This window comes from Acinetobacter sp. YH12239 (genome assembly GCF_013417635.1).
Taxonomy (GTDB): domain Bacteria; phylum Pseudomonadota; class Gammaproteobacteria; order Pseudomonadales; family Moraxellaceae; genus Acinetobacter.
Genome location: NZ_VPDP01000003.1, coordinates 281,949 through 307,238, shown reverse-complemented (window position 1 = coordinate 307,238; position 25,290 = coordinate 281,949). Strand labels below are relative to the sequence as shown.

Below are 25,290 nucleotides of genomic sequence, written 5' to 3'. Positions count from 1 at the left end.
GTGACATCAAATAATTTTGGTGGTGATCTAAGGAAATTAAGATCACGACTATTAATCAAAAGACTTAGTCTGATGGAGTATTTTTATGAGCAACATTCGTCCATTACATGACCGTGTAGTAATTCGTCGTGTTGAAGAAGAAACAAAAACAGCTGGCGGCATTTTATTGCCAGGTTCTGCTGCAGAAAAACCTGCTCAAGGTGAAATTATTGCAGTTGGTAATGGTCAGATCACTGACAATGGCGTTCGCGCTTTAGATGTAAAAGTAGGTGACAAGGTATTGTTTGGTACTTATGCAGGAACAACTGTGAAAGTAGATGGCGAAGAACTATTAATCATGAAAGAGTCAGATATTTTAGCTGTTTTAGAAGGCTAATTGATTCTTTTTAATACTACTCATTTAATCAATCAGATTTAGTAATTTTAATAATATTCGGAGTCAAATATGTCAGCTAAAGACGTTAAGTTTGGTGATTCAGCTCGCACAAAAATGATCGCAGGTGTGAATATCCTTGCAGATGCGGTTAAAGTTACACTTGGTCCTAAAGGCCGTAACGTTGTTATCGATCGTTCATTCGGTGCGCCACACATCACTAAAGATGGTGTTTCTGTAGCGAAAGAAATCACATTAAAAGACAAGTTTGAAAACATGGGTGCTCAACTTGTTCGTGAAGTTTCTTCTAAAACAAATGACATCGCAGGTGACGGTACTACAACGGCAACTGTTTTGGCTCAAGCAATTTTGAACGAAGGGATCAAGTCAGTAACTGCGGGTATGAACCCAATGGACTTGAAACGCGGTATTGATATTGCAGTTAAAGCTGTTGTTGCAGATATTAAAGCAACTGCTAAACCAGCATCTGATTCTAAAGCGATTGAGCAAGTTGGTTCGATTTCTGCGAACTCTGATACGACTGTTGGTTCACTGATCGCTCAAGCGATGGAAAAAGTGGGTAAAGAAGGTGTAATCACTGTTGAAGAAGGTTCAGGCTTTGAAGATTCTCTAGATGTTGTAGAGGGTATGCAGTTTGACCGTGGTTATATTTCTCCATACTTCGCAAACAAACAAGATACATTGACTGCTGAATTGGAAAACCCATTTATCCTTCTTGTTGATAAGAAAGTAAGCAACATCCGTGAGTTGATTACTGTTCTTGAGGCAGTTGCGAAAACAGGTAAACCACTTCTTATCATCGCTGAAGATGTTGAAGGTGAAGCACTTGCAACGCTTGTTGTAAACAACATGCGTGGCATCATCAAAGTATGTGCTGTTAAAGCACCAGGCTTCGGTGATCGTCGTAAAGCAATGCTTCAAGATATCGCGATCTTAACTGGTGGTACTGTGATTTCTGAAGAAATCGGTATGCAGTTAGATCAAACAACACTTGAACATTTAGGTACTGCACACAAAGTGACTGTATCTAAAGAAAACACAGTGATTGTTGATGGTGCAGGCGATGCGAATCAAATTGCTGAGCGTGTTCAACAAATTCGTGCGCAAATCGAAGAATCAACTTCAGAATACGACAAAGAAAAACTTCAAGAGCGTGTTGCTAAATTAGCAGGCGGTGTAGCAGTGATTAAAATCGGTGCTGCAACTGAAGTTGAAATGAAAGAGAAGAAAGATCGTGTAGACGATGCTCTTCATGCAACTCGTGCTGCTGTTGAAGAAGGTGTTGTTGCGGGTGGTGGTGTTGCATTAGTACGTGCAGCTAAAGCACTGGATGGTGTAACGGGTATTAACGATGATCAAAACGTAGGTATCAACATCCTTCGTCGTGCGATTGAAGCGCCACTTCGTCAAATCGTATCTAACGCAGGTGACGAACCATCTGTAGTGATTAATGCAGTTAAAAATGGCGAAGGCAACTTCGGTTATAACGCTGCGACTGGTGAATACGGCGATATGCTAGAAATGGGTATCCTTGATCCAGCGAAAGTTACTCGTTCTGCACTTGAGCATGCTGCGTCTGTTGCGGGCTTAATGTTAACAACTGAGTGCATGATTACAGAGATCCCAGAAGATAAACCAGCTATGCCTGACATGGGCGGTATGGGTGGTATGGGCGGTATGATGTAATTCATCCCACAGCCTAAAAAATCCCCGCATTAAGCGGGGATTTTTTTGTCATCTGTCTGATAAATATTTGAATACTATTGTAAATATTGAATAAAAGCCTAGTAGAGCGCTAATCTAAAGGAACATTAACACCATGATTGGGGGTGATGATGTTAACTGTTCAAGAAAATCAAATCATAGAAGAAATTTATGAGGCTGCCTTAAAGCCACATCACTGGGAAAATGTTTTAAAACAGGTCGTGGAATTTACACAGAGTTCAACGGCGATCTTTACTTACTTTGATCAGCTTCGGTCCGAACAAAATTTTATTTACACCATTAATATCCCGATTGATGGAATTCAAAATTATCAAACGTATAACTTAGATGTCGTAGACATGCGTATTCATGGTGAGTTAATGAATACCTATGGATTAGAGCATGTCTATCAAATTGATTGTCGATCATACGCTGAAACAGATAATGAGGATTTGAAAAGCTTTTATGAATATTGTTTAGTTCCTTCAAACATCTGTCATCTTAGTGGGGTATTGCTAGAGTATGGAAAATATAAATGGGGCGTGCTTGCAGTACATCGACCCTCAGATGCAGTTGCTTATGAGGCTGCTGAATTACAAAGTTTAGAACGAATCGCTAAACACTTTAGAAGAGCGATTCAAATTCATCGACAAATTAAGCATCTTCAACATGATAGAAGTAATTACACCGAAATTTTAGATAAGTTGAATGTGGGTGTACTCATCATTCAATCTGATCTAGAAGTTAAATTTGTGAATCAGTATGCGAAGGATTGTTTGAATGATACGAGTATGATTGAAATAGATTTGCATAGCAGATTAAAAATAATCGAGCCTTATAATACTCAATTAAAGAAATTGGTGCAGAGTACATTCAAAAAGAATGAGTGTCATTCATTAGAGAGGCTTGATCAAGATCAAGTTGGGGGTGCAATGCAATTATACAGCGATGGACATCAATCAGCGTACTTAATCACAGTCTCACCACTTAAGGTGCTGTCAGATTCAATGATCTTAGACAATAATCAAGTTGCATTATTCTTATCAAAAATGCAGGATCGAAAACGCTTGTCTAAAATATTACTGAAGTCAACATTCCAACTGACAGCTCGAGAAATTGAAATTTGTCAGCATTTTATGGACGATCAGCATCTTGAAAATATTGCTTTGAAATGTGGGATTACGCTGAGTTCACTGCGGACATATCTGAAAACGATTTATCAGAAGTTAGGATGCTCCTCACAAGCTGAAATGATGCGGATTTTGATCGAATTTATTGATGCTTTTCAGCATATTGAATAATCCCCCTTTAACGAAGATGTTGAAGGGGGATAAAATTAATTCATTCTGGTCAGTGTAAATGTGCCTTCATCTGCTACGGTAAAGCTTAAACTTTGAGTAGAAATTTGTAATGGTAAGCCTAAATGCGCGTCTGTATCGGATAATCCAGCACAACCATTTGTATCAATGCTGAGTGGCGTGGTAACAAAGAGCTTGTTGTCGCGTAATTGATAACGACCATACTCAATACCAGGGCCACCACAAGGTCCGTCATATGGATCTGGTTGATCATCGCCAATAGCATCTACCATAATGAAAGTGTTATTAGAATTAAATACGAAAATTTGTTTACCACTTGAGGACTGCCATGCGCCTACAATTCCACTATTATTTCGAGGAACTCGCGTAAACTCTGCACTTTCATCAGGATTTTCAGCTTCAGAAATCTTAAGTACAGAACCGTCAAAAGATAGTTTCATTGAACGCGATTCCCCATGATCGAGAAGTCCCCAATCTTCATTGGTATCAATCACAGGCGTAGTACTATTTATTGAAGAAGCGTATAAACTTCCACTTAGAGTATCTAGATTTATTTTGGCGTATTCCATGCCATTTGAAGAACTATTAGGCTCGTTCGGGATTGGTTCACCGAGCATATATTCGCCATTCTCTCCAATAAATAACACAATTTCAGACTCATCATTTTTTGCATACCATACGCCTTGAATGTCTTTGAGCATTGAGCCGCTAAAATGTTCTTTAGCTTGCTCTTCACTGACTACTATATTGGAGGCAATTTCAGGAATATTGATAATTTGAGCTTGAAGTCGCTCTCTAAAATCACTTGTCGTGTTGCTGAAATCAATCGCTGAAGGCGAGAGAGTTGAAACATCAACTGGGATTTGTATGGTCTCTTTATCCTCATCGATATCCAATGATTGTAAAAAAATCAGCAGATTGATAATTCTCTTGTTACGTTCATCTGCATTTAAATCTTCATCCACGAGTTCATTCGGTGTCACACGAGCTAAGCCTTGTACAGTACCAATTTCGATACCACCAATTTTAAATGTAATGACATCTCCATCTCGATATTCAAATTCCCCATTTGCATTGGTCTTCTTCGCATTGTCATTATTGCCATTCACGATATATGTCGCACCTGCTACTGGGCTGTCAGTCAGTATTCCTATTTTAATCTGATCATCATTTTTTGCGGATTTATCCGAACCACCACAAGCTGCTAAATAGGTACTGAGCGCCAGTGTTAGAAGAGCTTTTTTCATCATTTCCCCTAAATCATTCGTATTTTTGTACCTCGAATATAGTTTTAAAAAATTGAATATGACTATCCTCAAATTGGGAGGGGGTGATGGCATTAATGCTGCGTAATTTTAGAAGTTTTTTACTTTTGAGAAATTGCGCATATTTTTTTTGAAGGATCAGATAAGCGGTTCATAGGTGAGGGCTTCATATTTTCTTCTTAATTCGATCAATGTTGATCGTTTCTGTTATTAGTTCTTGTTTTTTTATTCATAGTCACTGAATATCAATTAAATTTTTATATATTTTAATGAAAACACTTTCTAGAATTCTTTTGACGGCTTAACGACTATGTTATCTAAGTTCTTTATTGAACGACCTATTTTTGCTGGCGTACTTGCGATTATTGTCATGGCAATTGGTATATTTGCGGTGATGAGCTTACCGGTAGAACGCTATCCTGATATTGCTCCGCCAAGAATTACTGTATCAGCAACTTACACAGGAGCTGATGCCGAAACAGTTGAAGAAAGTGTCACACAGGTCATAGAACAACAGATTAAAGGAATTGATAACTTACTTTATTTTAGCTCTACCAGTAATGCATCTGGGAATAGTCGAATTAGTTTAAGTTTTGAAAACGGAACTGATCCAGACACAGCACAAGTCCAAGTTCAAAATAGCATTAATGGGGTGATCAATCGTTTGCCTGAAGACGTGCAGCGTCAAGGGGTCAATGTCTATAAATCCTTAGGTGACACCTTTATGGTGGTGGGGTTATATGACACTACGAACCAAAGTAATAATATTGCGTTGTCAGATTATTTGGCTGATCATATTGAACCAGAAATTGCGCGTGTAGAAGGTGTTGGTGAGGTTGATGTCTTTGGTTCTCAATATGCCATGCGTATTTGGTTAGATCCGAATTTACTGAAACAATATCAGTTGATGCCTAGTGATATTCGTGCCGCAATTGAAGCACAAAATACACAAGTTGCTGCAGGTGGAATCGGAGATTTACCGACAGTAGCAGACCAGTATCTTAATGCAAAAGTTACCGCTGGATCACGACTAAGAACAGTCGATGAATTTAAAAATATCATTGTCAAAGCGACCGCTGATGGAAGTTTTATTTATTTAAAAGATGTGGCGCGCGTTGAGTTAGGTGCTGAAAACTATCAAGCTTTTAATACCATTAATGGATCACCTTCAGCAGGCTTGGCTGTTTCAATGTCATCTGGTGCAAATGCTCTTGCAACCTCAGCTAAAATTAAAGAAGTCCTTGAAGACATTAAGAAAAAACTTCCTGAAGGCTATCAAATTGTATACCCACGAGATAACACGCCGTTTGTTCAAGAGTCCATTAAAGAAGTCGTAAAAACCTTAGTTGAAGCCATTATCTTGGTTGTGTTGGTCATGTTTATCTTTTTACAAAGCTGGCGCGCAACACTTATTCCAACGGTCACGGTTCCAATTGTTATTTTGGGCACTTTCGCCGTCTTATTTGCACTCGGAATGACCATCAATACGTTGACACTTTTTGCATTAGTTCTTGCGATTGGATTACTTGTAGATGATGCAATTGTGGTGGTCGAAAATGTCGAACGTTTGATGCATGAAAAGGGGCTATCTGCAAAGCAAGCGTCTATCTTATCTATGCAAGAGATGACGGGGGCTTTAATTGGAATTACAGTGGTGCTAACTGCAGTATTTATTCCGATGGCTTTTTTTACAGGATCGACAGGAGTTATATACCGTCAGTTTTCAATTACCTTGATTGCAGCCATGGCACTGTCATTATTGGTCGCGTTAATTCTCACACCAGCATTGTGTGCGATTATTCTTAATCCTAAACAACAAGAAGCAAAATGGGCGACATGGTTTAATACAACAATGGAATCATTACGATTGCATTATCTAAAGTGGGTTGAAAAAAGCCTGTCACTAAAATGGATCGTTTTAACCAGTTTTGCTGGGTTAATTGTGATTTTTGCTTTGTTTTATAAGTCGCTTCCAACCAGCTTTATTCCAAGTGAAGATCAAGGTTTTGTCAGTGTCCAATTCAGTTTACCTGAAGGCGCACCTATGACAGAAAGTCAGCTTGTTGGTGAAAGTATTCGAGAGTATTTTCTTGAACAAGAAAAACAAAATGTTAGGTTGGTTCAAATTCGTTATGGACGAAATTTTTCAGGAACGGGTCAAAATTTAGGAACAGGATTTGTAGCATTACATCATTGGGATGATCGTCCAGGTGAGGCAAACTCTGCACAATCCATTCGTGAACGAGCGATGGAGTTCTTTAGAAAAGACAGTCGCGCTCGGATTATGGTGAGTTTGCCAGGTTCTGTAAGTGGTCTTGGCGATACCAACGGCATCGAGTTTTGGCTGCAAGATTTAAATGGACAAGGACGACAGTATTTAGAAGATCAATTTCAAGCGCTAGAACGACAGGCAATCAACTTCACGAATTTTGAAAATTTGGGCAAACGCTCTAATCCAGATAAAGCCAAATTGAAAGTAAATATTAATCAAAAATTAGTGATGGCAAATGGTCTTTCACAATCTGCGATTAATAGCACTTTGGCTGCAGCTTGGGGTGGTTCCTATGTGAACGACTTTATTGATCGCGGACGTATTAAACGCGTCATGATGCAGGGTGATGCCGAGTATCGTTCAAAGCCTGAAGATCTCAATTTATGGTCTGTACGAAACAATCAAAATCAAATGATTTCATTTGGTAATTTTGCCACTGTGGACTGGGATGGAGGCCCTGATGTGGTGACTCGTTTCCAAGGTTATTCCGCGCTACAAATGGAAGCAGACACTGCAAAAAATGTGAGCAGTGGTGCTGCAATGCGTGATATCAAGTCTATGGTTGATCAATTGGACGGGGTTGGGCTAGCGTGGAGTGGATTATCGTTTCAAGAGCAACAATCGAGTACACAAGCCATTTGGCTTTATCTCATCTCTGTTGGCTTTATCTTTCTATGTTTAGCTGCCTTATATGAAAGTTGGTCGATACCTTCTGTTGTGATTGCTGCTATTCCATTGGGTATTGGCGGTAATATTATTTTTAGTTGGTTGGTCGGATTTCCAAACGATATCTACTTCCAAATTGCGTTACTTACGACGATTGGGTTGTCATGTAAAAATGCCATCTTAATTGTTGAATTTGCGGCAATGGCTCAGGAGCGTGGAGCTAACGCGATTGCTGCTGCTTTAAAAGGTGCAAGTTTGCGCTTACGTCCAATTATAATGACCTCGCTTGCTTTTGGTGCAGGGGTTATACCTTTGGTATTTGCTTCAGGTGCTGGTGCTGCCAGTCGTCAAGAAATTGGTGTAAGTGTCCTTGGTGGGGTAATTTTCGGCACAATTTTAGTTCTAGTCTTTATTCCCTTTATGTTTGTTATCGTTCGGAATATTTTCAAATATAAATCAAAATCAGCATCTGAAACTTAATATGGTATCCGCAGTACAGCGAGTATGGTACTGCGGTTGATTTAATCCATTTTTTAAATATCAGTCTTTGACAAGATCTATACGCACTAACATTTTCAATTAGTGTTAGCATGCCTTGCGTAATTCTAAACGATAATAAATGAAGCGATTATGGATCAAATTAAACAAGATCATAAAATTGAAGCATTACAACAAGCATTGATCAATTCTGATGTCGCTCAGATTGATCATATTGCGGATACGATTAATCCTGCAGATTTGGCTTTGTTTTTACAGCAATTAGAAATTGATCAACAAATACAACTTATCCACCATTTAGAAAACGCAGCATATGTATTTGAATTTCTGCCACTCAATCATCAAGTACAGTTGGTTAAAAAAATGGACGGCATAAGTACAGTCCAGTTAATTCGTTCAATGCATTCAGATGCTCGAACTGATTTGTACAAAGCTTTACCGGATCAAATTAAAACATTTATTTTTGCGAATTTAGATCGAGAAACGAAGCAGCAAGTTCAAGCTTTGGCATTGTATGCTGAGGAAACAGCTGGTGCGATCATGACATCTGATTATGTCACTTTGCCATCAGACATCTCAATGCAACAAGCTTTAGAGATTTTGCGTCACTCCGCCAAAGATACTGAAACCTTATATCTGATCTATATTACCAATAAATTTCAGAAACTTGAGGGTGTAATTTCTCTTCGAGAAATTGTGCAAGCACCTTTGGATAAAACAGTCCAAGAAGTCATGACCACTGACGTCATTTACGGACGGGTGGATGAAGATCAGGAATCAGTGGCAAAAAAATTAAGCCACTATGATTTTATCGCCTTACCCATTTTAGATCATGATGATCATCTACTCGGTATCGTCACTTATGATGACGCTATGGATGTATTCCAAGAAGAATTTACCGAGGACTTTTTGAAGAGTGGGGCGGTAGAGCTTAAAGAAAATATCAGTATTCGTTCAGCACCAATATTATTGTTATTTAGACAACGTGTTTTTTGGCTAGTGTTCCTGGTCTTTGGCAGCCTACTTTCGAGTATTGGGATTGCCCATTATGAAGACATCATTGCTGCGCATATTGTTTTGGTTTTCTTTTTACCACTACTGGTTGGGAGTGGGGGTAACGCAGGCTCCCAATCTGCAACCTTGATGGTTCGAGCAATCGCAACTGGCGATGTAAAAGCCAAAGATTGGTTTGTGTTGCTTGGTCGTGAAGCGATGGTTGCTCTATGTTTGGGTGCAACGATGGCTGCAGCTGTTTCGATTCTTGGCTATATCCGTGGAGATATGATGGTCGCTTTAGTGCTTGCGATCAGTATGATGGGTATTGTCATGATGGGCTGTCTGATCGGGATGAGTTTACCATTTGTACTCAATAAATTAGGACTCGATCCTGCAAGCGCATCTGCGCCCTTGGTCACTTCAATATGTGATGCAACTGGTGTATTGGTCTATTTATTTATTGCTTCACAACTCTTATTCTAAGGCTATGACTGATGGAGTATCTTTGCAGGATGTTGCTTAAATGACAAATAAAAATAAATTAACCCAAGCTGAAGTCATCAAAATGGAACGCGATCTTGCCAAGTTCGCAAACATGATGGATTCCGTCGTAAGAATTCCATTCACTAAACAAGGGGTAGGGGCTGATGCAGCATTGAGTACGATTCCTGTGGCGGGTGACGTAGCTGGATTTGTACTTACGTGTTATGCAGTATTACAAGCTCGAAAAATCGGTGTGCCCCAATCTAAATTGAATGGCGTGCTTAAACTTGCTGTGATGGATGGTGTAGTAGGTTTAATCCCTGTTGCAGGTACACTCTTTGATGTGTTTATTCGACCGAGTCGCAAGGCTTTAGATTTGGTTCATGATCATATCCGTGAAGAATATCAGATTCATTCTGACCATCATGTGGTACACCCATTTTTACATGAAAATTTAGAACGCAAACAGCAGAACTCTGCCTTCTGGCGAAATCCTGTCGTGGCATGGATTTGGATTCATATTCCTGATCTACTGGGTCTTCTGTTTTTAATTATTTTTGCTGTTGCCCTGTGGTTTGGCGTCACGTTCTTATGGCAATGGTTTCAATCTATTTAAAGTGTTATGGATTGAGTCCATAAAAAAAGCCTCCATATGGAGGCTTTTTTAGAAGCAGATTAAGGACAATCAAGTTGTTGTAATGCTGCTACACGTTGCTCAATTGTTGGGTGTGTTTGAAAGAGTGCAGCAAGGCTGAATCCTTCTTCACGACCTGATGAAATTGAGAACGCTTTCATTTCTTTAGGCATTTGATCTGGCATTTCAGTTTCTGCTTGTAAGCGAAGTAATGCATTGATCATTGCTTGTTTACCTGCTAAACGCGCGCCAGCCTCATCAGCACGATATTCACGATAGCGAGAGAACCACATCACAATCGCCGAAGCAAGAATACCGAATACGATATCTAACACGATTGTAATGAGGAAATAGCTCCAGCCCGGTGCTTCACCTTCTTCACGACCAAATACGTTGCGATCTACAAAGTCGCCGACGATACGCGCGAAGAACATTACAAATGCGTTGACTACACCTTGGACTAAAGCAAGGGTGACCATGTCACCATTTGCAACGTGACCAATTTCATGCGCCAACACTGCACGTAATTCATCTTTATTCATGCGTTCCAATAAGCCTGTTGAAACAGCGACTAAAGCATCGTTTTTATTCCAACCGGTTGCGAAGGCATTTGATTGATAAGATGGGAAAATACCAACTTCTGGCATTTTAATACCAGCACGTTGAGAAAGTTGTGCCACTTCATTGAGTAACCATGCTTCCGCTTGGTTGCGTGGAGCATTGGGATCAATTAACTCTGTACCTGTGGTTTTCTTTGCAATCCACTTTGACATGAATAGGGAGATTAAAGAACCCACCATACCAAAGACAAAACAGATCACAAGTAAATTGCCAAGATTCAAGCCACCCGCGCCATGGTAACTACCGACACCGAAGAGTGACAAGATTATGCCAGCTACCACCAGTACCGCGAGGTTGGTCAGCAAAAACAAACCAATCCGCATCATCGAGAAAATCCTCTTATAAATAAAATTTAATAAGCTTTTTGAATTAAAAAACCTACGTCAAATATGCTTTCGAATGGGGAAAATTTCAAGAAAAAAATAAAAAATATAACGAAAAAAATTGAGATTAATTCGAAATATAGATCTTAGCTGATGCTATAGCATTATTTGTTGAATATGAACCAGCTGGTGCATCAGTAAAACTTCCATCAGCGGCCACAATAATTTGGCGAGGAGGTGACTTTGGTTTAGCTGGTGCAGTCATTTGAGCTGATAAATTCTGATTGTTATAGCTCGGTGTACTTGACTTAGAAGATGCTGAAGCTGAATAACTATTGGTCGGATTTGAGCCTACACCATTGGCGTATAAATTATTGTAACGACTGAGTACACGTCTGACATAATCTTGAGTTTCACGAAAGGGTGGAATTCCACCATATTTAGCAACATTTCCTTCGCCAGCATTATAACCCGCTAATGCCAATTGCGTATTGCCATTAAAGCGTTTCAATAGCCAAGCCAAATATTTTGCACCAGCGAAAATATTTTGTTCAGGATCATATGCATTATTAACATTAAATCGTTGTGCAGTCGCAGGCATCAATTGCATAAGACCCTGAGCACCAACAGGGGAGCGTGCATGTATATTAAAACCAGACTCGGTGTGCATCACCGCTTTAATGAGTCCTTCAGAAATGCCGTGTCGTTGAGCTGCTTGGCGAATATAGCCATCAAAGGCATTTCGATTTTTACTATGGCTTGGGAGAACTGATGCTTCGTTGCTTCCCCAATTGCTGTAACTATGAATATTGCTGTCTGGATAGTAGGTTTTCTTTTCAACTTTAAGATGATTGTATTTGTTTTTGCGGTTGGTCAGTACGGTAGTGCCGTTTGAATCTTTCAACTGATAGATTGTTTGACCTGCAGAAGCCTGTGGCGAGAATATTAGAAAATTCACACACCCAAATAACGCTATGACTTTTATTTTATTTGTAGTTTTCATCATTCGAACACTATTTTTGTCCCTAAATGATATGTAGGTGATTTTCTGCAATGGAGATGTCTCTCGACTATGTAATGTTTTTAACAATTCGTTGTGAAAAAATCAAGTCTTAATTGTTGGCTTAATATCCAAAAAAATTATTTATTTTTATTTATAAACAACTGCTTGACACATATAAGTTATTGAATTTTAACGATATAGAATAGTGGTTAAAAAATGATCAATCTAAGGGAAAGCACCATCTTATCTTGCCAAAACTTTGTCAACCCCTAAAAAGTCCACAATTTTATCCACAGGTTTTGTGGAAAACTGTGGAAAAGTCCAAAAGATAAGCAATTCGACTAAAAAATGAACCCAAGCGTCCATTTTAGATGTGTGAATAAGACAGTGTTATGAAAAAATAAAAATTAGATGTAAAAAACAGATTCTTTAGATGCGATTAAGCACTGAATCGGCTAAAATTGCGCAGTATTTTTTTTATGGTTAATGTCGTCTATGTACTCGCCAGTTGAATCCAGCCAAGGATTTAATTTTAAGCCAGAGCCACCTACGAGTTCTGCATATTATCGTTTATTGAAAAAACTTCGTCGTCAAGTAGGTCATGCAATCCGTGACTACAAAATGATTGAGGATGGCGATAAGGTCATGGTATGTATTTCAGGTGGTAAAGATAGCTATACCATGCTGGACATTCTCCTGCAGTTTAAACGCATAGCACCAATCAATTTTGATGTTGTGGCTGTGAATCTTGATCAGAAACAACCAGGGTTCCCTGAGGATGTATTACCCCGTTATTTAGAAGAAAATAACATTCCGTACTACATCTTAGAAAAAGATACATATAGCATTACCAAAAAGCTTACACCTGAAGGTAAAACCTATTGTGCAGTGTGCTCACGCTTGCGCCGTGGTTCTTTATATGGTTTTGCTCAAGAAATTGGCGCGACCAAAGTTGCTTTAGGTCATCATCGTGATGATATTATGGCAACGTTCTTCTTGAACCTATTCCATGGCGGTAGTTTAAAGGCAATGCCACCAAAATTACTTTCATCGGATAAAAAGAATATTTTGATTCGTCCTTTGGCGTATGTTGAAGAGAAAGACATTATCAAATACGCTGAAATGCGCAAATTCCCAATTATTCCATGTAACTTGTGTGGTTCGCAGGAAAACTTACAGCGCGCAATCATCAATGATATGTTGCGTGAATGGGATAAAGCTCATCCAAAACGTTTACACAGCATTTTTGGCGCGTTACAGAACGTCTCACCATCGCAATTGGCCGACCGAGATCTTTTCGATTTTGAAGCCTTAGATGGACAACGTGAAGTTGATTTTGATGTGACTTGCTCAACAGCCGAAGGGGATACACCAAATAAGCGTATTAGCATGGTCAATCTCGGTTTTGCTGCTGAGTAATTCGTCTTAATTTAAAAAGCACTTTTCGAAGTGCTTTTTTTATTTCTTAGATTTTTACAATTTAATGAAGGCGTTGAGTCGATTTACAAAATGATGTTTTTTGTCACTTTCGGTCGTAGTACCGATACAAAAAATCATTGACAAACTTGTGAAAAAATAAAGATTTGATGATATTTAGATGATTAGTTTTATTTACAAAAAAAATCGAACGCAGAGTACAAAAAAACGTATCGCATTTGGAAAATATCATGCTATAACTCTCTCAAGCGTAAAGCTTCTACATGTTGTTATCTTGGATAGGTAACGCAATAAATTGAATAAATACATCGAGGAAAGAACATGCCTGCATTTTTAACTGATGATTGGTTTGCAAACGTTGAGAAACTTACAGCTGAAGCTGGTGATTTGAACTTACCACCATCATTAGCAAATCTAGCATTGAATCTTGTAGTAACAGGTAGCGAAGGAACGACTGAATTAGCGCTTGATAGCGGTAAGATCCAAAAAGGGGCTTCTGCGAATGCTAAAACAACTTTAAACTTAGATGCGGATACTTTACGTAAAGTATTCTTAGAGTTTGACATGGCTGCTGCTATGCAAGCATTCATGACTGGTAAAATCAAAGTTCAAGGCGATATGTCTCAATTGATGGCTTTACAAACAGCGAAGCCAAGCCAAGAACAAAAAGATTTGTTCAAAAAAGTTTTAGAGCAAACAACTTAAGGCTTTTTAAACAAAAAAAGCTTACCTTTAGGTAAGCTTTTTTATTAAATACTCACCAAACTTGGTGTCGTTTTAATATGTTCTAAATAAGCACGAATACGAGTGACGTATTGGATCGCTTGCTTATAACGCGTATTGTGCGATTGATTACGGTAAAGAAAATCATATACCTGTATCCAATCATTCGGATTTTTTCCTTGAGCTTTTAGACGCTTCATAATCGCATCTGTGGCACCTGGCCCCATATTGTAAGCTACGAGGGCATACCAATAACGATCATGTTTAGGAATATAATCATATTTCGACATCATCAGATCAAAATACTTCGCACCACCTGCAATACTTTGAGCAGGATCAACACGATTCGACACACCCATTGCTTTTGCTGTGTTGTTAGTGAGCATCATGATGCCACGCACACCTGTGGGAGACACAGAATTCGGTTTTAAGAAAGACTCTTGATAACCTATCGCAGCGAGGAAGTGCCAATCTAAGTCGTATGTTTGGGCTGACTTTTCAAAGCTAGCTTTATAAATTGGCATACGTGTTTTCAGATTGCGCTGAATAGTATCCCAATCATCTTGTTTAACCACATTGCGGTTGTAGAAAGATGCCATTTGACGGATAGCACCATTTTGCTTGCTTTGACAAACAAAACCACTTGCAGTATCTGTTAAAGGATCAGCAGCATTTTTAAAAACCCAATTGATTTCTGGATTAAGCCCATTTTTGCGTAAGCTTTCAAGGTCACCACATGATGCGGAAAAACCTGAAAGATTCTTTTGCTCAATGGTCATGATCGATGCTGTGGTCACCGCGAAATGAGCTTTACCTTGCTGCACCATTTTCAAAGCGGCTTCATTACTTTGAACCGTTTTAAAATCGAGTTTTACATTTAAGTTTTGAGCGTAACTGCTCACCAAGTCATAGCCAAAGCCATGTTTGAAGTTACCGTCTTTAAAAACCACGGTGGGATTTGACACGGCCACCACTGTAAGTTTGTTCGAATTTACAATGGAGTTGTATTGGTTGTCGGTCTTTGTTGCATTTAATGCATGAAATGGGATAAATGCTGTAGCGAGGACCATCGCTTTAAACGAGAGAGAAGAAGTTAGTGAATTAAGGCAAAGCCTCGATCCAGTGTTTGAACTACTGCGCATGTTGTCTCCGCTACAAGTAATTTATGCCCAAAAAAAGCAAAAGCAGTACCGCCTTAAACTTTTATTTAAAGTTGATAAATTCAATTAGGGTGGGCGTCATGAACGTCATTCAAAATGACATGTGTGGGTGGATAAAATATTGAAGAAAAGATCTTCGTACAAAAAGTAATCAAGATGAAACATGGGCGCATATTAATGGTCAATTTTACTCATGTCAAATTTTGTACAAAAAAAAATAAAAAACATGGTTTTAAGATATTGATAAATAAAAAGAAAAAACTTTATAAAATTTTTCCATGTAGAAATGCGGTATAAAATGTTGCAATGTGTCGCTATAACGTAAGCAAAATACTCATTTTATCGCCTATGAAATCGAATTTAATTACCCGAAGTGGGCATGACAAATTGGTCGCAGAACTACAATATTTATGGCATGAGGAACGACCTGAAATCACCAAAAAAGTGAATTGGGCTGCCAGTTTAGGTGATCGTTCTGAAAACGCAGATTATCAATACAATAAACAAATTTTACGAAAAATAGACCGTCGTGTTCGTTACCTCGGTAAACGACTTGAAGAGTTGCGAATTATCGATTTTTCTCCTGAACAAGAGGGCAAAGTATATTTTGGCGCTTGGGTAGACATCGAGAACGAGGAAGGACAATTAAAGACGATTCGGATTGTCGGTGTAGATGAAATTTATGATCATCATCCTCAACATATTTCAATAGATTCACCTATGGCACGTGCAATGTTAGGTAAGCAAGTAGATGATGAATTTGAGGTACATACACCCTTGGGGAAAAAAACATGGTTTATTAATTCAATTCGCTATGAAAAGCTCGAAAATTCAGCAAAATAGTGATTTCTGATTTAAAAATAGGCAGGCGAGCAAAATTTCTTAGAAAAGTGTTTGCCAATTTTAAAAAATATTTATATGATAGCCGCCATTGGAAGCGTGGCAGAGCGGTTTAATGCACCGGTCTTGAAAACCGACGAGGGTGTGAGTCCTCCGTGAGTTCGAATCTCACCGCTTCCGCCAAATTTTTAAAAAGCCACTAATCATTAGTGGCTTTTTTTATTTTCTTCATATTCGTGCGATATTAAGACTGATATTTACTGTTTGATTTAATTTTTTGAGCAAGTCATAAAAAAACCACCCTAAGGTGGTTTCTCTACAGCGTTTAAGCCACTTTTTCTGGAAGATCGAACCAAATCACACGAGCATCTTCTGATGCTTCAATCTGCGCTGGATCAATAAATGCAATAGCATCTCCTGCATTCACAGTGTGTTCAGCGACTTGAATTGAACCACTAATCACATGTAGATAGCTGACATGTTGTGTTGCATCAACTTCAAGTGAATGGCCTTTCTCCAAAACAGCTGATTTAACCTCCGCATTTTGGCGAATATGCATGGGTGCATGTTCTGTCGGTCCACAAATCAGATGCCATTTGTTCGGTTTTTCAGCAGGATCAAGTTGAATTTGTTGGTAATTCGGCTCGGCATCGCGCTGATTTGGAATAATCCAGATTTGCAGTAAGTGAACTGTTTCATCACCTTGGTTGATTTCACTGTGTTGAATGCCTGTACCTGCACTCATCAGTTGCCATTCACCAGCTTTGATATCACCGTGGTTACCCATACTATCTTTATGTGTAATCGCTCCCTGCAATACACAGGTGAGAATTTCCATATTGTCGTGTGGATGTTTACCGAAGCCTTGATGCCCAGCAATGAGGTCATCATTAATGACACGGAGAGCACTGATGCCCATGTGGTTAGGGTCATACCAGCTCCCAAATGAGAAGCTGTGTTTGGATTCTAACCAACCCATTTTTACATGACCACGTGATTCACTGCGATGTAAATAAGCATTCATGATGATGCTCCTTTCATTATTCTTAAAGATGATGTTATTTTAATAGTTTAAAATGAATAAGATAGTGGATTAGGACAACGTATCGTTCTAATTTTGAAACATAACAAGGATAAAAAAGCCTGCTTGAAACAGGCTTTTTAAAATTAGATTATTCTAAGAATTTTACTGTAACGCCAGAACGAACTTTATTACCCAAATCATTCGCATCCCAGTTGGTTAAGCGGATACAACCGTGTGAAGCTGTCTTTGAAATACTTGATGGGTTAGGTGTGCCGTGAATACCGAACGATTTTTTGCTTAAACCGATCCAGATATTACCTACAGGGCCATTAGGACCAGGTGGTAATGAAAGTGGCTTCAAATTTTTACCTTGTACAAAGTTACTTGGTGAATAGCTATACCAAGGGTTTTTCGCTACACCAGTAATTTTGTATGTTCCAGTCGGCGAAGGAGTGTCAGCACTACCGATGGTTGCTGGGAATGAGCCAACCATTTGGTTTTGTTGGTTAAACAAATAAAGTTGTTTAGCGCCTTTATGAGCCACGATTAAATGAATATTTTCTGGAAGTTCATTGCGAATGTTGGTCACAATAAGCTTTTCACCCGCTTTCTTAAATGTCGCTTTAGGATTTAGTTTCTTGAGAAACTCTTCATCCATATGGAATTTTTCAGCCAGCATTTCACTTACACGTGTGTAATACAGACCTTTCATTTTCGCTTGTAAAGCATAGTCATGAGGAATTGAGGCTGCATAAGGACCTTTTAGGTCTGCTTCGGTAATCGTGTATTCAACATAAGCAGGTTTACCAGCTTGGCGTGCAACTAGAGCATCCCAAGTTTCTTTCGTCAAAACACCTGTAGCCTTTAAACCATTCATTTGCTGGAATGAAGCAATTGCTTTAAGTGTATTTTTACCACTTGTACCGTCAATAGCACCTGGTGAAGCATGTGCATTGTTTAACATTACATGTGCACGGGCATATACAGGGAATTGACCTTTGCCAATATTTTCATACCATTCAGCATTATTCAGACTGTCTAGTGTCCATGAATCTGCCGTAACAGGTGCTGATGTAGATGGAGCTGGATTTGTCACTGCTGAAGATGCAGGTGCACTGCCGATGTCTGCAGTGCTGTCCTCAGTTCTTTCTAGATTTTGAAGCGTATCTGCAGCTTGATTTAGATCATTTTGCTCTTGCTGGCTAATTTGAGCTTCAGAGCTAGATTCTACCGCGAGAGGATCAATTGGATCTTGAATAGTATCTAAACTCGTTTTTGTAATTGGAGAAAGCGGTTGTTCAGCAGTACCAGAAGCAGCCAATGCAGTTCCAGACATAATACAACTTAAACTCAAAGCAAGAATTGAGCGAACGAACATGTAATTCAACCTTAAGAATTATTCATATTGATTTATAAAAACACGGATAAAGTATTGCAGAAAAAACACGGATATGCAGTATTTGTTTTGTTTAAATCAAATAAATTCCGATAGTCTCAATCTTTATTTTCATTCTAACTAAATACTTTAAAGTGCAGCTTTTTGGTATGATGAATGGAATTTCAATTTTGCATCGAGAAAGTAAATGACGACCTTAAAAAATGATCGTTTTCTGCGTGCCTTATTATGTGAACCTGTGGACTGCACGCCAGTTTGGATGATGCGTCAGGCTGGTCGATATTTACCTGAATATCGTGCGACACGCGCAACAGCGGGTGATTTTCTTTCTTTGTGCAAAAATAATGACTTTGCTTGTGAAGTGACTTTACAGCCGCTTCGTCGCTATGACTTAGATGCAGCCATTCTATTTTCAGATATTTTGACTGTTCCTGATGCTTTGGGCTTAGGACTATATTTTGAAGCAGGGGAAGGACCAAAATTTAAGAAAACAGTCCGTACTGAGCAGGATGTAGCCCAATTACCAAAAATTGATGCTAAATCGGACTTAGACTATGTCATGAATGCAGTGTCGACAATCCGCTCAGCATTAGGTGGTCAGGTACCGCTAATCGGGTTTTCTGGAAGTCCATGGACACTCGCGACTTATATGATCGAGGGTGGGTCGAGCAAAGATTTCCGTTACACCAAGCAAATGATGTATGCACAACCTGAAGTTTTACATGCCTTGCTAGATCATTTGGCTGATTCAGTCATTGATTATTTGAATGCACAGATTGAGGCAGGTGCGCAAGCGATTCAAATTTTTGACAGTTGGGGTGGTGCACTCGCACATCGAGAATATCAAGAATTTTCACTCAATTATATGCACAAAATCGTGAAGGGTTTAAAGCGTGAAAATGAAGGCCGCAAAGTACCAGTAATTTTATTTACCAAAGGTGGTGGTCAATGGTTAGAGCCTATGATCGCAACTGGCGCAGATGCGTTTGGACTGGATTGGACAACCCCTTTAAATGTTGCACGTCAAACTGTTGCTGGTCGCGCTGCCCTACAAGGTAATTTAGACCCTGCAACATTATATGGCTCTCCTGCGAGTATCGAAAAGTCAGTAAAATTAATGCTCGATGATGCCTACGCTGCTGGTGAAAAAACGGGTTATGTTGCAAATCTTGGACACGGTATCACCCAATGGGTAGATCCTGCGAATCCTAAAGTTTTCATTGATACGGTACATGAGTACAGCGCAAAATATTTAGGCTAAACATTTAGGATGAATGTGTGAGCTTTTTAAAATCATTGTTTGAGTTTCATTATAAGGCAGCATCCGCTGCCTTATTTGGTATTTTATTACTGCTTGCCTTTGCTTTGACGGCTTCGATGGGGCATCAAGAATATTATGGATTGTACCGATACGACTACCTCTTGATTTATGCAGTGGTTATTCAGGTCTGTTTGCTGCTTTTAAAGCTAGAGTCTTGGGCCGAAGCCAAAGTTATTGCAATTTTTCATATGGTGGCCATGGTCATGGAGATTTTCCTGACACATCCACAGATTGCATCATGGCAATATCCGCAACCTGCGGTATTTAAGATTATGACCGTACCACTTTTTGCGGGATTTATGTATTCTGCCGTGGGCAGTTTTTTTGCTCGTTCACTCAGGCTCTATCGTGTAGAAATTGAGAACTTACCTAGTTTTTTTAATATGCTGAGTTTAGCGATCTTGTCCTATTTAAACTTTATGACGAAGTTCTTTATCCCAGATATACGATACTTATTGTTTGCATGGAGCGTATTGATATTTTGGAAAACTAAAATAACGTTCAAGCTTAAATATCATGAAATGACCTTGCCAATGCTTCCTGTGCTTTTGTTGTTGGCATTTATTATTTGGATTGCTGAAAATATCAGTACTTTTTATCAAATTTGGTTGTATCCAACGCAAGTGGAACAGTGGCATATGGTGGGATGGGGGAAACTTGGTTCTTGGTATCTCCTATTAATGCTGAGTTTAGTATTGGTTTTAAAAATCCTAGGTGAACGGAATTCACAGGGTTTGTGGCGATTGAAGGGCGAATAAGTTAATTCATCAAAAAAACTCGATACTTGATGGCATTGGTAAAATTTGTTTTGCGTTCTTGGCTTGATATCGCTATGTTAAAGAAGTTCGTAAAAGAACAAAATTGGAACAATAAAGAACACTTGAGCACATCAAGTTTGGAGTGATGTTATGTATAAAAAATTAGCTTTAGCTGCGGTATTGGCAGTAGGATCAACAGCTGCATTTGCTGACCGTGATGTGGGTTGTGGTATCGGTTCACAAGTTTGGGCAGGTCAGTCTGGTAAAGTTGCAAAAATCTTAGCAGGTACGACCAACGGTTTATTTGCTAACCAATTATTCGGTATTACTTTCGGGACGTTAGGCTGTAGTGGTACAGGTACAGTAACAGCACAAGCAGTAACATTTACAAATGAAAATGCCGAAGCTCTTGCACGTGATATGGCGGTAGGTGAGGGGGAAAGTCTTAACGTCCTTGCAGAGCTTCTGAATATTAAATCTGAAGATAAAGCACGTTTCTTTGCAGTATCAAAAGAAAATTTCTCTGAAATTTATTCAGCGGACAATCAAGATGCATTCCAAGTCCTTGCATCTCTTCAAACTGTTATGTCTCAAGACGAAGTATTAAAAGCTTACGTTTAATTGCGAAAACCCTGTCTTATGGCAGGGTTTTTTTGTTTCATCATTATTAAGTTCATTTTATGAAATTTGCTTTTTTTTCTGCCTTGATTGTCAGTAGCTTTCTGACACATGCATATGCTTCTCCAGTTGAACAATATATTGCACAAGCACAACACCATCAGCTTGATAAAAATAAAACTTGGCAAAGATTAATGTATGCACATCAAGCGAAGAGTGAAGTCAGATATTCAGGATTTTTTTTTAGTGCAAATGGTGCAGATAATTTAGAAGAGGAGCTGAATGCAAATATTCGTGAATTATTTATAGATCGAGGACAAGATCAATCCATTATATGTCGTTTCCCAGCTCGCTCTGCATGGTTAATAGAACAACTGAAAATAAAACAAGAGGAGCTTCCTAAAGCAGATTGTCCTGCTCTAGAGGAATGGATTGGACAGATTAAACCGTATCAAGCAACGTTGATTTATGCGACAGATTTCATGGGAAATCCAAGTTCGATGTTTGGTCATACCTTGCTACGTCTTGATCCTAAAGATCAAAAAGAGCTTAATCTTATTTCTTATGCAGTCAACTACGCTGCGACGGTCGAAAATAGTGATAGTTTTTCTTTTGCTTGGAAAGGCTTAACGGGTCAATATCCAGGCGAATACTCATTAATGCCCTACTATCGAAAAGTAAAAGAGTATGGTGATTTCGAAAGCCGTGATTTGTGGGAATATGAATTAGCATTAAACCCAGAAGAAACAACACGTTTAGTACAACATATCTGGGAGTTAAAGCATGTCCAATTTCCCTATTATTTTATAAGTGATAATTGTGCCTACCGCTTATTGGGACTCATTGATTTGGTAAAACCCGATGCCAATCTACAAGCACAGTTTAGTCATACTGTAATCCCAGTCGAAACCATTAAAGCGGTTCAGCAGCAAGGTCTTATTAAAGATACTGTTTATCGCCCAGCACTTGAAACGCAGTTACTTCATCAAGCCAAACAACATGGTAATGACTTAGCACATTCGGCACATCAATTAACGCTGGTGCAACCAGCACAAATGCGTGAATTTTTATCTCAATTTACGGCCAAGGATCAGGCGCGTATTCTTGAGATGGCATATGATCATTTGTATCTACAGCTTATTTCTCAAAAAATCGAAGCGAGTATTGCGCAACCTAAAATACGACAAATTTTGAGTTTAAGAAGCCAACTCCCTGTTGAAAAACAACGTACTGAAGTGGCAAGACCACGAATTGACCCTGTGGATGGGCATCATGCTCGAAAAACATTGATTGAATTTGGACGAGTGCAGGACGATACGTTTGTGCAGATCAACCATCGACTAGCGTATCATGATTTATCTGATCCTCAGGGTGGATACCGACTTGGAACACAGTTGAAATTTCTTGAGGGAAGTCTCGAGTTACGGAATGATCAATTCAAGTTGGCTGATTTAGATCTTTTAGAAGTGAATTCTTATAACCCAATTACGCCTTTTAAGACGCCGTTGAGCTGGGGATTTGGGTTAGGTTGGAAACAACTCTCAATTGATGATTCTGGAAATTTCAGTGATAGCGAGCAACATGGTGTTTTGAATCTATCAACACAGTTTGGATATAGTTGGGCAGATGCAGATCGTGAACACCTGTGTTATGCGCAGATGCAGAATCATATTCAAGCTGGAAAAATTTTAGAAAAGGGCTGGAGATTGGGGTTAGGGCCAACTGTAGGTTGTCAAAACTTATGGTCAGATCGAGTGAATAGCTTAGTGCAAATTGAAATCCCTTTTTGGGAGGATCAGCAGGCTTGGCAGCTCGGACTACGATCCTCAGTTCAGTATGCACTTAGCTCGCAAAGTGCTATCTCTATTCACTGGAATTATCAATTACAAGAACAGCATGATTGGCATCAAACTAGTTTAGGATTTACACGCTATTGGTAAATACACAGCACTAGGAAGTACTGTGTTGAAAGGTGAAGCTTGTTTTTAAACGATTACATTCACATAGTACTTTTTTACTTGCTCAACGACTTCGAATGTTCCAATGAATCCTGGTGGGATTACACCTGCTTGACCTGCCGAAACTTCGATAAAGTGATTTTTACTTTGAGTGTGGATGCGAACTTTTCCTTCTATAATTTGAAAGAATTCTTGTTTATTGTCGGCAAATTGAATACTCCAAGCACCAACTTCACATTCCCAAATCCCACATTCCATATGCTCGTGTTCATAAAGACTGTAGGTGTGACGTTCGGGATTGCCTTGGACGAGACGATCAGGACGCGGGAAGTCGACTGATTTTTCTGCGTGTTGTTGACCTTGACCTGCAACATGAAGAGATGTCATATATTCACCTTAAGAAATTGAGCCTTGGAATACGGTCTAAAAAAAACCTCAACAGGGTTGAGGTTTTATGAATTAATAACTTTCTGGAACAGCGCTCAGAAACTCGCGACGTTCATCTTTGTTAGTTTTAAAGTCCCCAACAAATGATACTGTACGAGTAGTTGACTCTTGTTTGCCTACACCACGCATCATCATACACATATGTGCTGAATCAATGACAACAGCTACGCCTCTAGCACCAGTCACTTGAGCCACAGCTTCAGCAATCTGTTGAGTTAGATTTTCTTGAATCTGTAGACGACGGGCAAACATTTCAGTAATACGTGCAAATTTAGATAAACCTAAAACTTGACCTTCTGGTAAGTAGGCAATATGCACACGTCCATAGAACGGCAGTAAATGATGTTCACAAAGCGAATAGAATTCGATGTTCTTGACCAAAACCATTTCACGGTTGTCTGAAGGGAAGACCGCATTGTTGGTCACTTCTTCAAGCGTTTGGCTATAACCTGACGTCAAATACGAAAAAGCTTTAGCAGCACGCATTGGTGTATCTTTAAGACCAGGACGAGTAAGATCTTCGCCAACGGCAGTTAAAATGTTGGCGTAGGATTGCTGCATAGACATAAGACGTGTTCACTTACACAGATGTTGAACAAGGACGGCATTGTATCAGAAAACGATTACAATGCCGTATATTCAGAAAAAATTCCGATTATTGAGTAAATTTTGGATTCTTTTCTGCACGTTTAAGCAGAACTAAGACCGCGCCAGTGCCACCTTGTTTTTCAGGCGCACTGACAAAAGCCAAAACATCACGATGTTGTCTGAGCCAACTATTAACATAGGTTTTTAAAACAGCTTCAGGACCTTTACCATGAACAATTTTAATGACGTTTTGATTTTGCTCTTTCGCCATCTGAATAATTTGCAATACAGCTGAACGTGCTTCTTCTACGGTACAGCCATGCAAATCAACTGCTTCAAACCAACGTAAATTTCCAGCTTTCAGATCTTCAAATACTTTATGTTGTAAGGTCGCAATTCGATAACTCAGACTGGCCTGACTGCCAACTGGATTGAGCATGGCTTGAGTATCAGACATCACAGTTTCATCAGTATGCATTGGACCTTCAGCAGCAGCACGTTTTGCTAAGGTTTGAGCATCCAATTTCTTTTTTAATGGTTTCTCAATTTTTGCAATATTGCCATGATCAATTTTTTGAACACCTTGCATCTGCTGACGAAAGAGTTCTAAATCTTCCTCATGCTCTTGTTCAACCGTCTTTTCAATAGGTTTAGGAGCTTCAACACGAGGAGCAGGATTACTGATTTGTTTCTTAAACTGTTTCAGTAAATTAAATTGATCTTTTGATAAAGAAGAATCATGTTTACTCATAACGTGTTTGTAACTTTAAAGTGGAAGATGAATGAATGTGATTATAATCCGAAAACCCCTCAACTTTGTAGTGAGGAGTATTTAAGTTGAT

The 25,290-nt window shown here is 39.1% G+C and carries 22 protein-coding genes and 1 tRNA gene; 14 read left to right on the top strand and 9 right to left on the bottom strand.

Annotation, left to right across the window (positions count from 1 at the left end):
- Nucleotides 1-85 precede the first annotated feature (85 nt).
- The 3 genes from groES (at nt 86) to FTV17_RS05620 (ending at nt 3,399) form a co-directional block, all read left to right on the top strand.
- A complete protein-coding gene (groES, locus tag FTV17_RS05630; protein WP_004810787.1) occupies nt 86-376 on the top strand; it encodes a co-chaperone GroES in 291 nt (96 codons plus the stop codon).
- Nucleotides 377-445: 69 nt separating this feature from the next.
- The gene (gene groL / locus FTV17_RS05625; RefSeq protein WP_035266940.1) at nt 446-2,080 is read left to right on the top strand and encodes a chaperonin GroEL; all 1,635 of its coding nucleotides are present in this window, start codon (nt 446-448) and stop codon (nt 2,078-2,080) included.
- 149 nt (nt 2,081-2,229) lie between these two features.
- Nucleotides 2,230-3,399, top strand: a complete 1,170-nt coding sequence (locus FTV17_RS05620; RefSeq protein WP_179998517.1) for a LuxR C-terminal-related transcriptional regulator — start codon at nt 2,230-2,232, stop codon at nt 3,397-3,399.
- Nucleotides 3,400-3,434: 35 nt separating this feature from the next.
- Here the strand turns inward: FTV17_RS05620 and FTV17_RS05615 are convergent, their stop codons facing one another.
- Nucleotides 3,435-4,664 (bottom strand): hypothetical protein, encoded by a 1,230-nt coding sequence (locus FTV17_RS05615; RefSeq protein ID WP_179998516.1) that lies wholly within the window; start codon nt 4,662-4,664, stop codon nt 3,435-3,437.
- A gap of 328 nt (nt 4,665-4,992) precedes the next feature.
- Here FTV17_RS05615 and FTV17_RS05610 point away from each other — a divergent pair, with 328 nt between their 5' ends.
- The 3 genes from FTV17_RS05610 to FTV17_RS05600 all read left to right on the top strand — a co-directional run bounded on the left by FTV17_RS05610 (nt 4,993) and on the right by FTV17_RS05600 (nt 10,213).
- Nucleotides 4,993-8,100 carry a multidrug efflux RND transporter permease subunit gene (locus FTV17_RS05610; RefSeq protein WP_179998515.1) on the top strand — a complete coding sequence of 1,036 codons (3,108 nt, stop codon included), beginning with the start codon at nt 4,993-4,995 and terminating at the stop codon, nt 8,098-8,100.
- A 159-nt stretch (nt 8,101-8,259) separates the two neighbouring features.
- Entirely contained in the window at nt 8,260-9,597 is a 1,338-nt protein-coding gene (mgtE, locus tag FTV17_RS05605; protein WP_373687189.1) for a magnesium transporter, read from the top strand.
- Nucleotides 9,598-9,637: 40 nt separating this feature from the next.
- Nucleotides 9,638-10,213, top strand: a complete 576-nt coding sequence (locus FTV17_RS05600) for a DUF4112 domain-containing protein (protein WP_179998513.1) — start codon at nt 9,638-9,640, stop codon at nt 10,211-10,213.
- A gap of 59 nt (nt 10,214-10,272) precedes the next feature.
- Here the strand turns inward: FTV17_RS05600 and htpX are convergent, their stop codons facing one another.
- Nucleotides 10,273-11,178: a protease HtpX gene (gene htpX / locus FTV17_RS05595; RefSeq protein ID WP_179998512.1), complete on the bottom strand. Its 906-nt coding sequence runs from the start codon at nt 11,176-11,178 to the stop codon at nt 10,273-10,275.
- Nucleotides 11,179-11,302: 124 nt separating this feature from the next.
- Nucleotides 11,303-12,160 (bottom strand): lytic transglycosylase domain-containing protein, encoded by an 858-nt coding sequence (locus tag FTV17_RS05590; protein ID WP_373687188.1) that lies wholly within the window; start codon nt 12,158-12,160, stop codon nt 11,303-11,305.
- 513 nt (nt 12,161-12,673) lie between these two features.
- Here FTV17_RS05590 and ttcA point away from each other — a divergent pair.
- Both ttcA and FTV17_RS05580 read left to right on the top strand, forming a co-directional pair.
- Nucleotides 12,674-13,597: a tRNA 2-thiocytidine(32) synthetase TtcA gene (ttcA, locus tag FTV17_RS05585; RefSeq protein WP_179998511.1), complete on the top strand. Its 924-nt coding sequence runs from the start codon at nt 12,674-12,676 to the stop codon at nt 13,595-13,597.
- A gap of 339 nt (nt 13,598-13,936) precedes the next feature.
- Complete coding sequence (locus FTV17_RS05580; RefSeq protein ID WP_092765941.1) at nt 13,937-14,320, top strand: SCP2 sterol-binding domain-containing protein; 384 nt, start codon at nt 13,937-13,939, stop codon at nt 14,318-14,320.
- Nucleotides 14,321-14,364: 44 nt separating this feature from the next.
- Here FTV17_RS05580 and FTV17_RS05575 read toward each other — a convergent pair whose 3' ends face one another.
- Complete coding sequence (locus FTV17_RS05575; RefSeq protein WP_179998510.1) at nt 14,365-15,480, bottom strand: transglycosylase SLT domain-containing protein; 1,116 nt, start codon at nt 15,478-15,480, stop codon at nt 14,365-14,367.
- 366 nt (nt 15,481-15,846) lie between these two features.
- On the opposite strand from FTV17_RS05575, the gene greB reads away from it, so the two are divergent.
- Both greB and FTV17_RS05565 read left to right on the top strand, forming a co-directional pair.
- On the top strand, nt 15,847-16,341 hold the full coding sequence (greB, locus tag FTV17_RS05570) for a transcription elongation factor GreB (RefSeq protein WP_092765943.1): 495 nt from the start codon (nt 15,847-15,849) through the stop codon (nt 16,339-16,341).
- Between the two features lie 90 nt (nt 16,342-16,431).
- Nucleotides 16,432-16,521: transfer RNA gene (locus FTV17_RS05565), tRNA-Ser, on the top strand.
- A 142-nt stretch (nt 16,522-16,663) separates the two neighbouring features.
- On the opposite strand, the gene FTV17_RS05560 is transcribed toward FTV17_RS05565, so the two are convergent.
- Both FTV17_RS05560 and FTV17_RS05555 read right to left on the bottom strand, forming a co-directional pair.
- Complete coding sequence (locus tag FTV17_RS05560; protein ID WP_179998509.1) at nt 16,664-17,362, bottom strand: pirin family protein; 699 nt, start codon at nt 17,360-17,362, stop codon at nt 16,664-16,666.
- 148 nt (nt 17,363-17,510) lie between these two features.
- Nucleotides 17,511-18,740, bottom strand: coding sequence for a L,D-transpeptidase family protein (locus tag FTV17_RS05555; protein WP_179998508.1), 1,230 nt, complete (start codon nt 18,738-18,740; stop codon nt 17,511-17,513).
- 205 nt (nt 18,741-18,945) lie between these two features.
- Between FTV17_RS05555 and hemE the strand changes: the two genes are divergently transcribed.
- The 4 genes from hemE (at nt 18,946) to FTV17_RS05535 (ending at nt 23,395) form a co-directional block, all read left to right on the top strand.
- Entirely contained in the window at nt 18,946-20,019 is a 1,074-nt protein-coding gene (gene hemE / locus FTV17_RS05550; protein WP_179998507.1) for a uroporphyrinogen decarboxylase, read from the top strand.
- Nucleotides 20,020-20,036: 17 nt separating this feature from the next.
- Nucleotides 20,037-20,837, top strand: a complete 801-nt coding sequence (locus tag FTV17_RS05545; protein ID WP_035266975.1) for a DUF817 family protein — start codon at nt 20,037-20,039, stop codon at nt 20,835-20,837.
- A 150-nt stretch (nt 20,838-20,987) separates the two neighbouring features.
- Nucleotides 20,988-21,458 carry a DUF3015 family protein gene (locus tag FTV17_RS05540; protein WP_035266978.1) on the top strand — a complete coding sequence of 157 codons (471 nt, stop codon included), beginning with the start codon at nt 20,988-20,990 and terminating at the stop codon, nt 21,456-21,458.
- A gap of 59 nt (nt 21,459-21,517) precedes the next feature.
- Nucleotides 21,518-23,395: a DUF4105 domain-containing protein gene (locus FTV17_RS05535; protein ID WP_179998506.1), complete on the top strand. Its 1,878-nt coding sequence runs from the start codon at nt 21,518-21,520 to the stop codon at nt 23,393-23,395.
- 45 nt (nt 23,396-23,440) lie between these two features.
- Here the strand turns inward: FTV17_RS05535 and FTV17_RS05530 are convergent, their stop codons facing one another.
- From FTV17_RS05530 to FTV17_RS05520, 3 genes are all read right to left on the bottom strand, one after another.
- Nucleotides 23,441-23,800, bottom strand: a complete 360-nt coding sequence (locus FTV17_RS05530; RefSeq protein ID WP_179998505.1) for a cupin domain-containing protein — start codon at nt 23,798-23,800, stop codon at nt 23,441-23,443.
- 72 nt (nt 23,801-23,872) lie between these two features.
- A complete protein-coding gene (folE, locus tag FTV17_RS05525) occupies nt 23,873-24,421 on the bottom strand; it encodes a GTP cyclohydrolase I FolE (RefSeq protein ID WP_171076769.1) in 549 nt (182 codons plus the stop codon).
- Nucleotides 24,422-24,515: 94 nt separating this feature from the next.
- Nucleotides 24,516-25,199, bottom strand: coding sequence for a Smr/MutS family protein (locus FTV17_RS05520; RefSeq protein ID WP_035266985.1), 684 nt, complete (start codon nt 25,197-25,199; stop codon nt 24,516-24,518).
- Nucleotides 25,200-25,290: the final 91 nt, after the last annotated feature.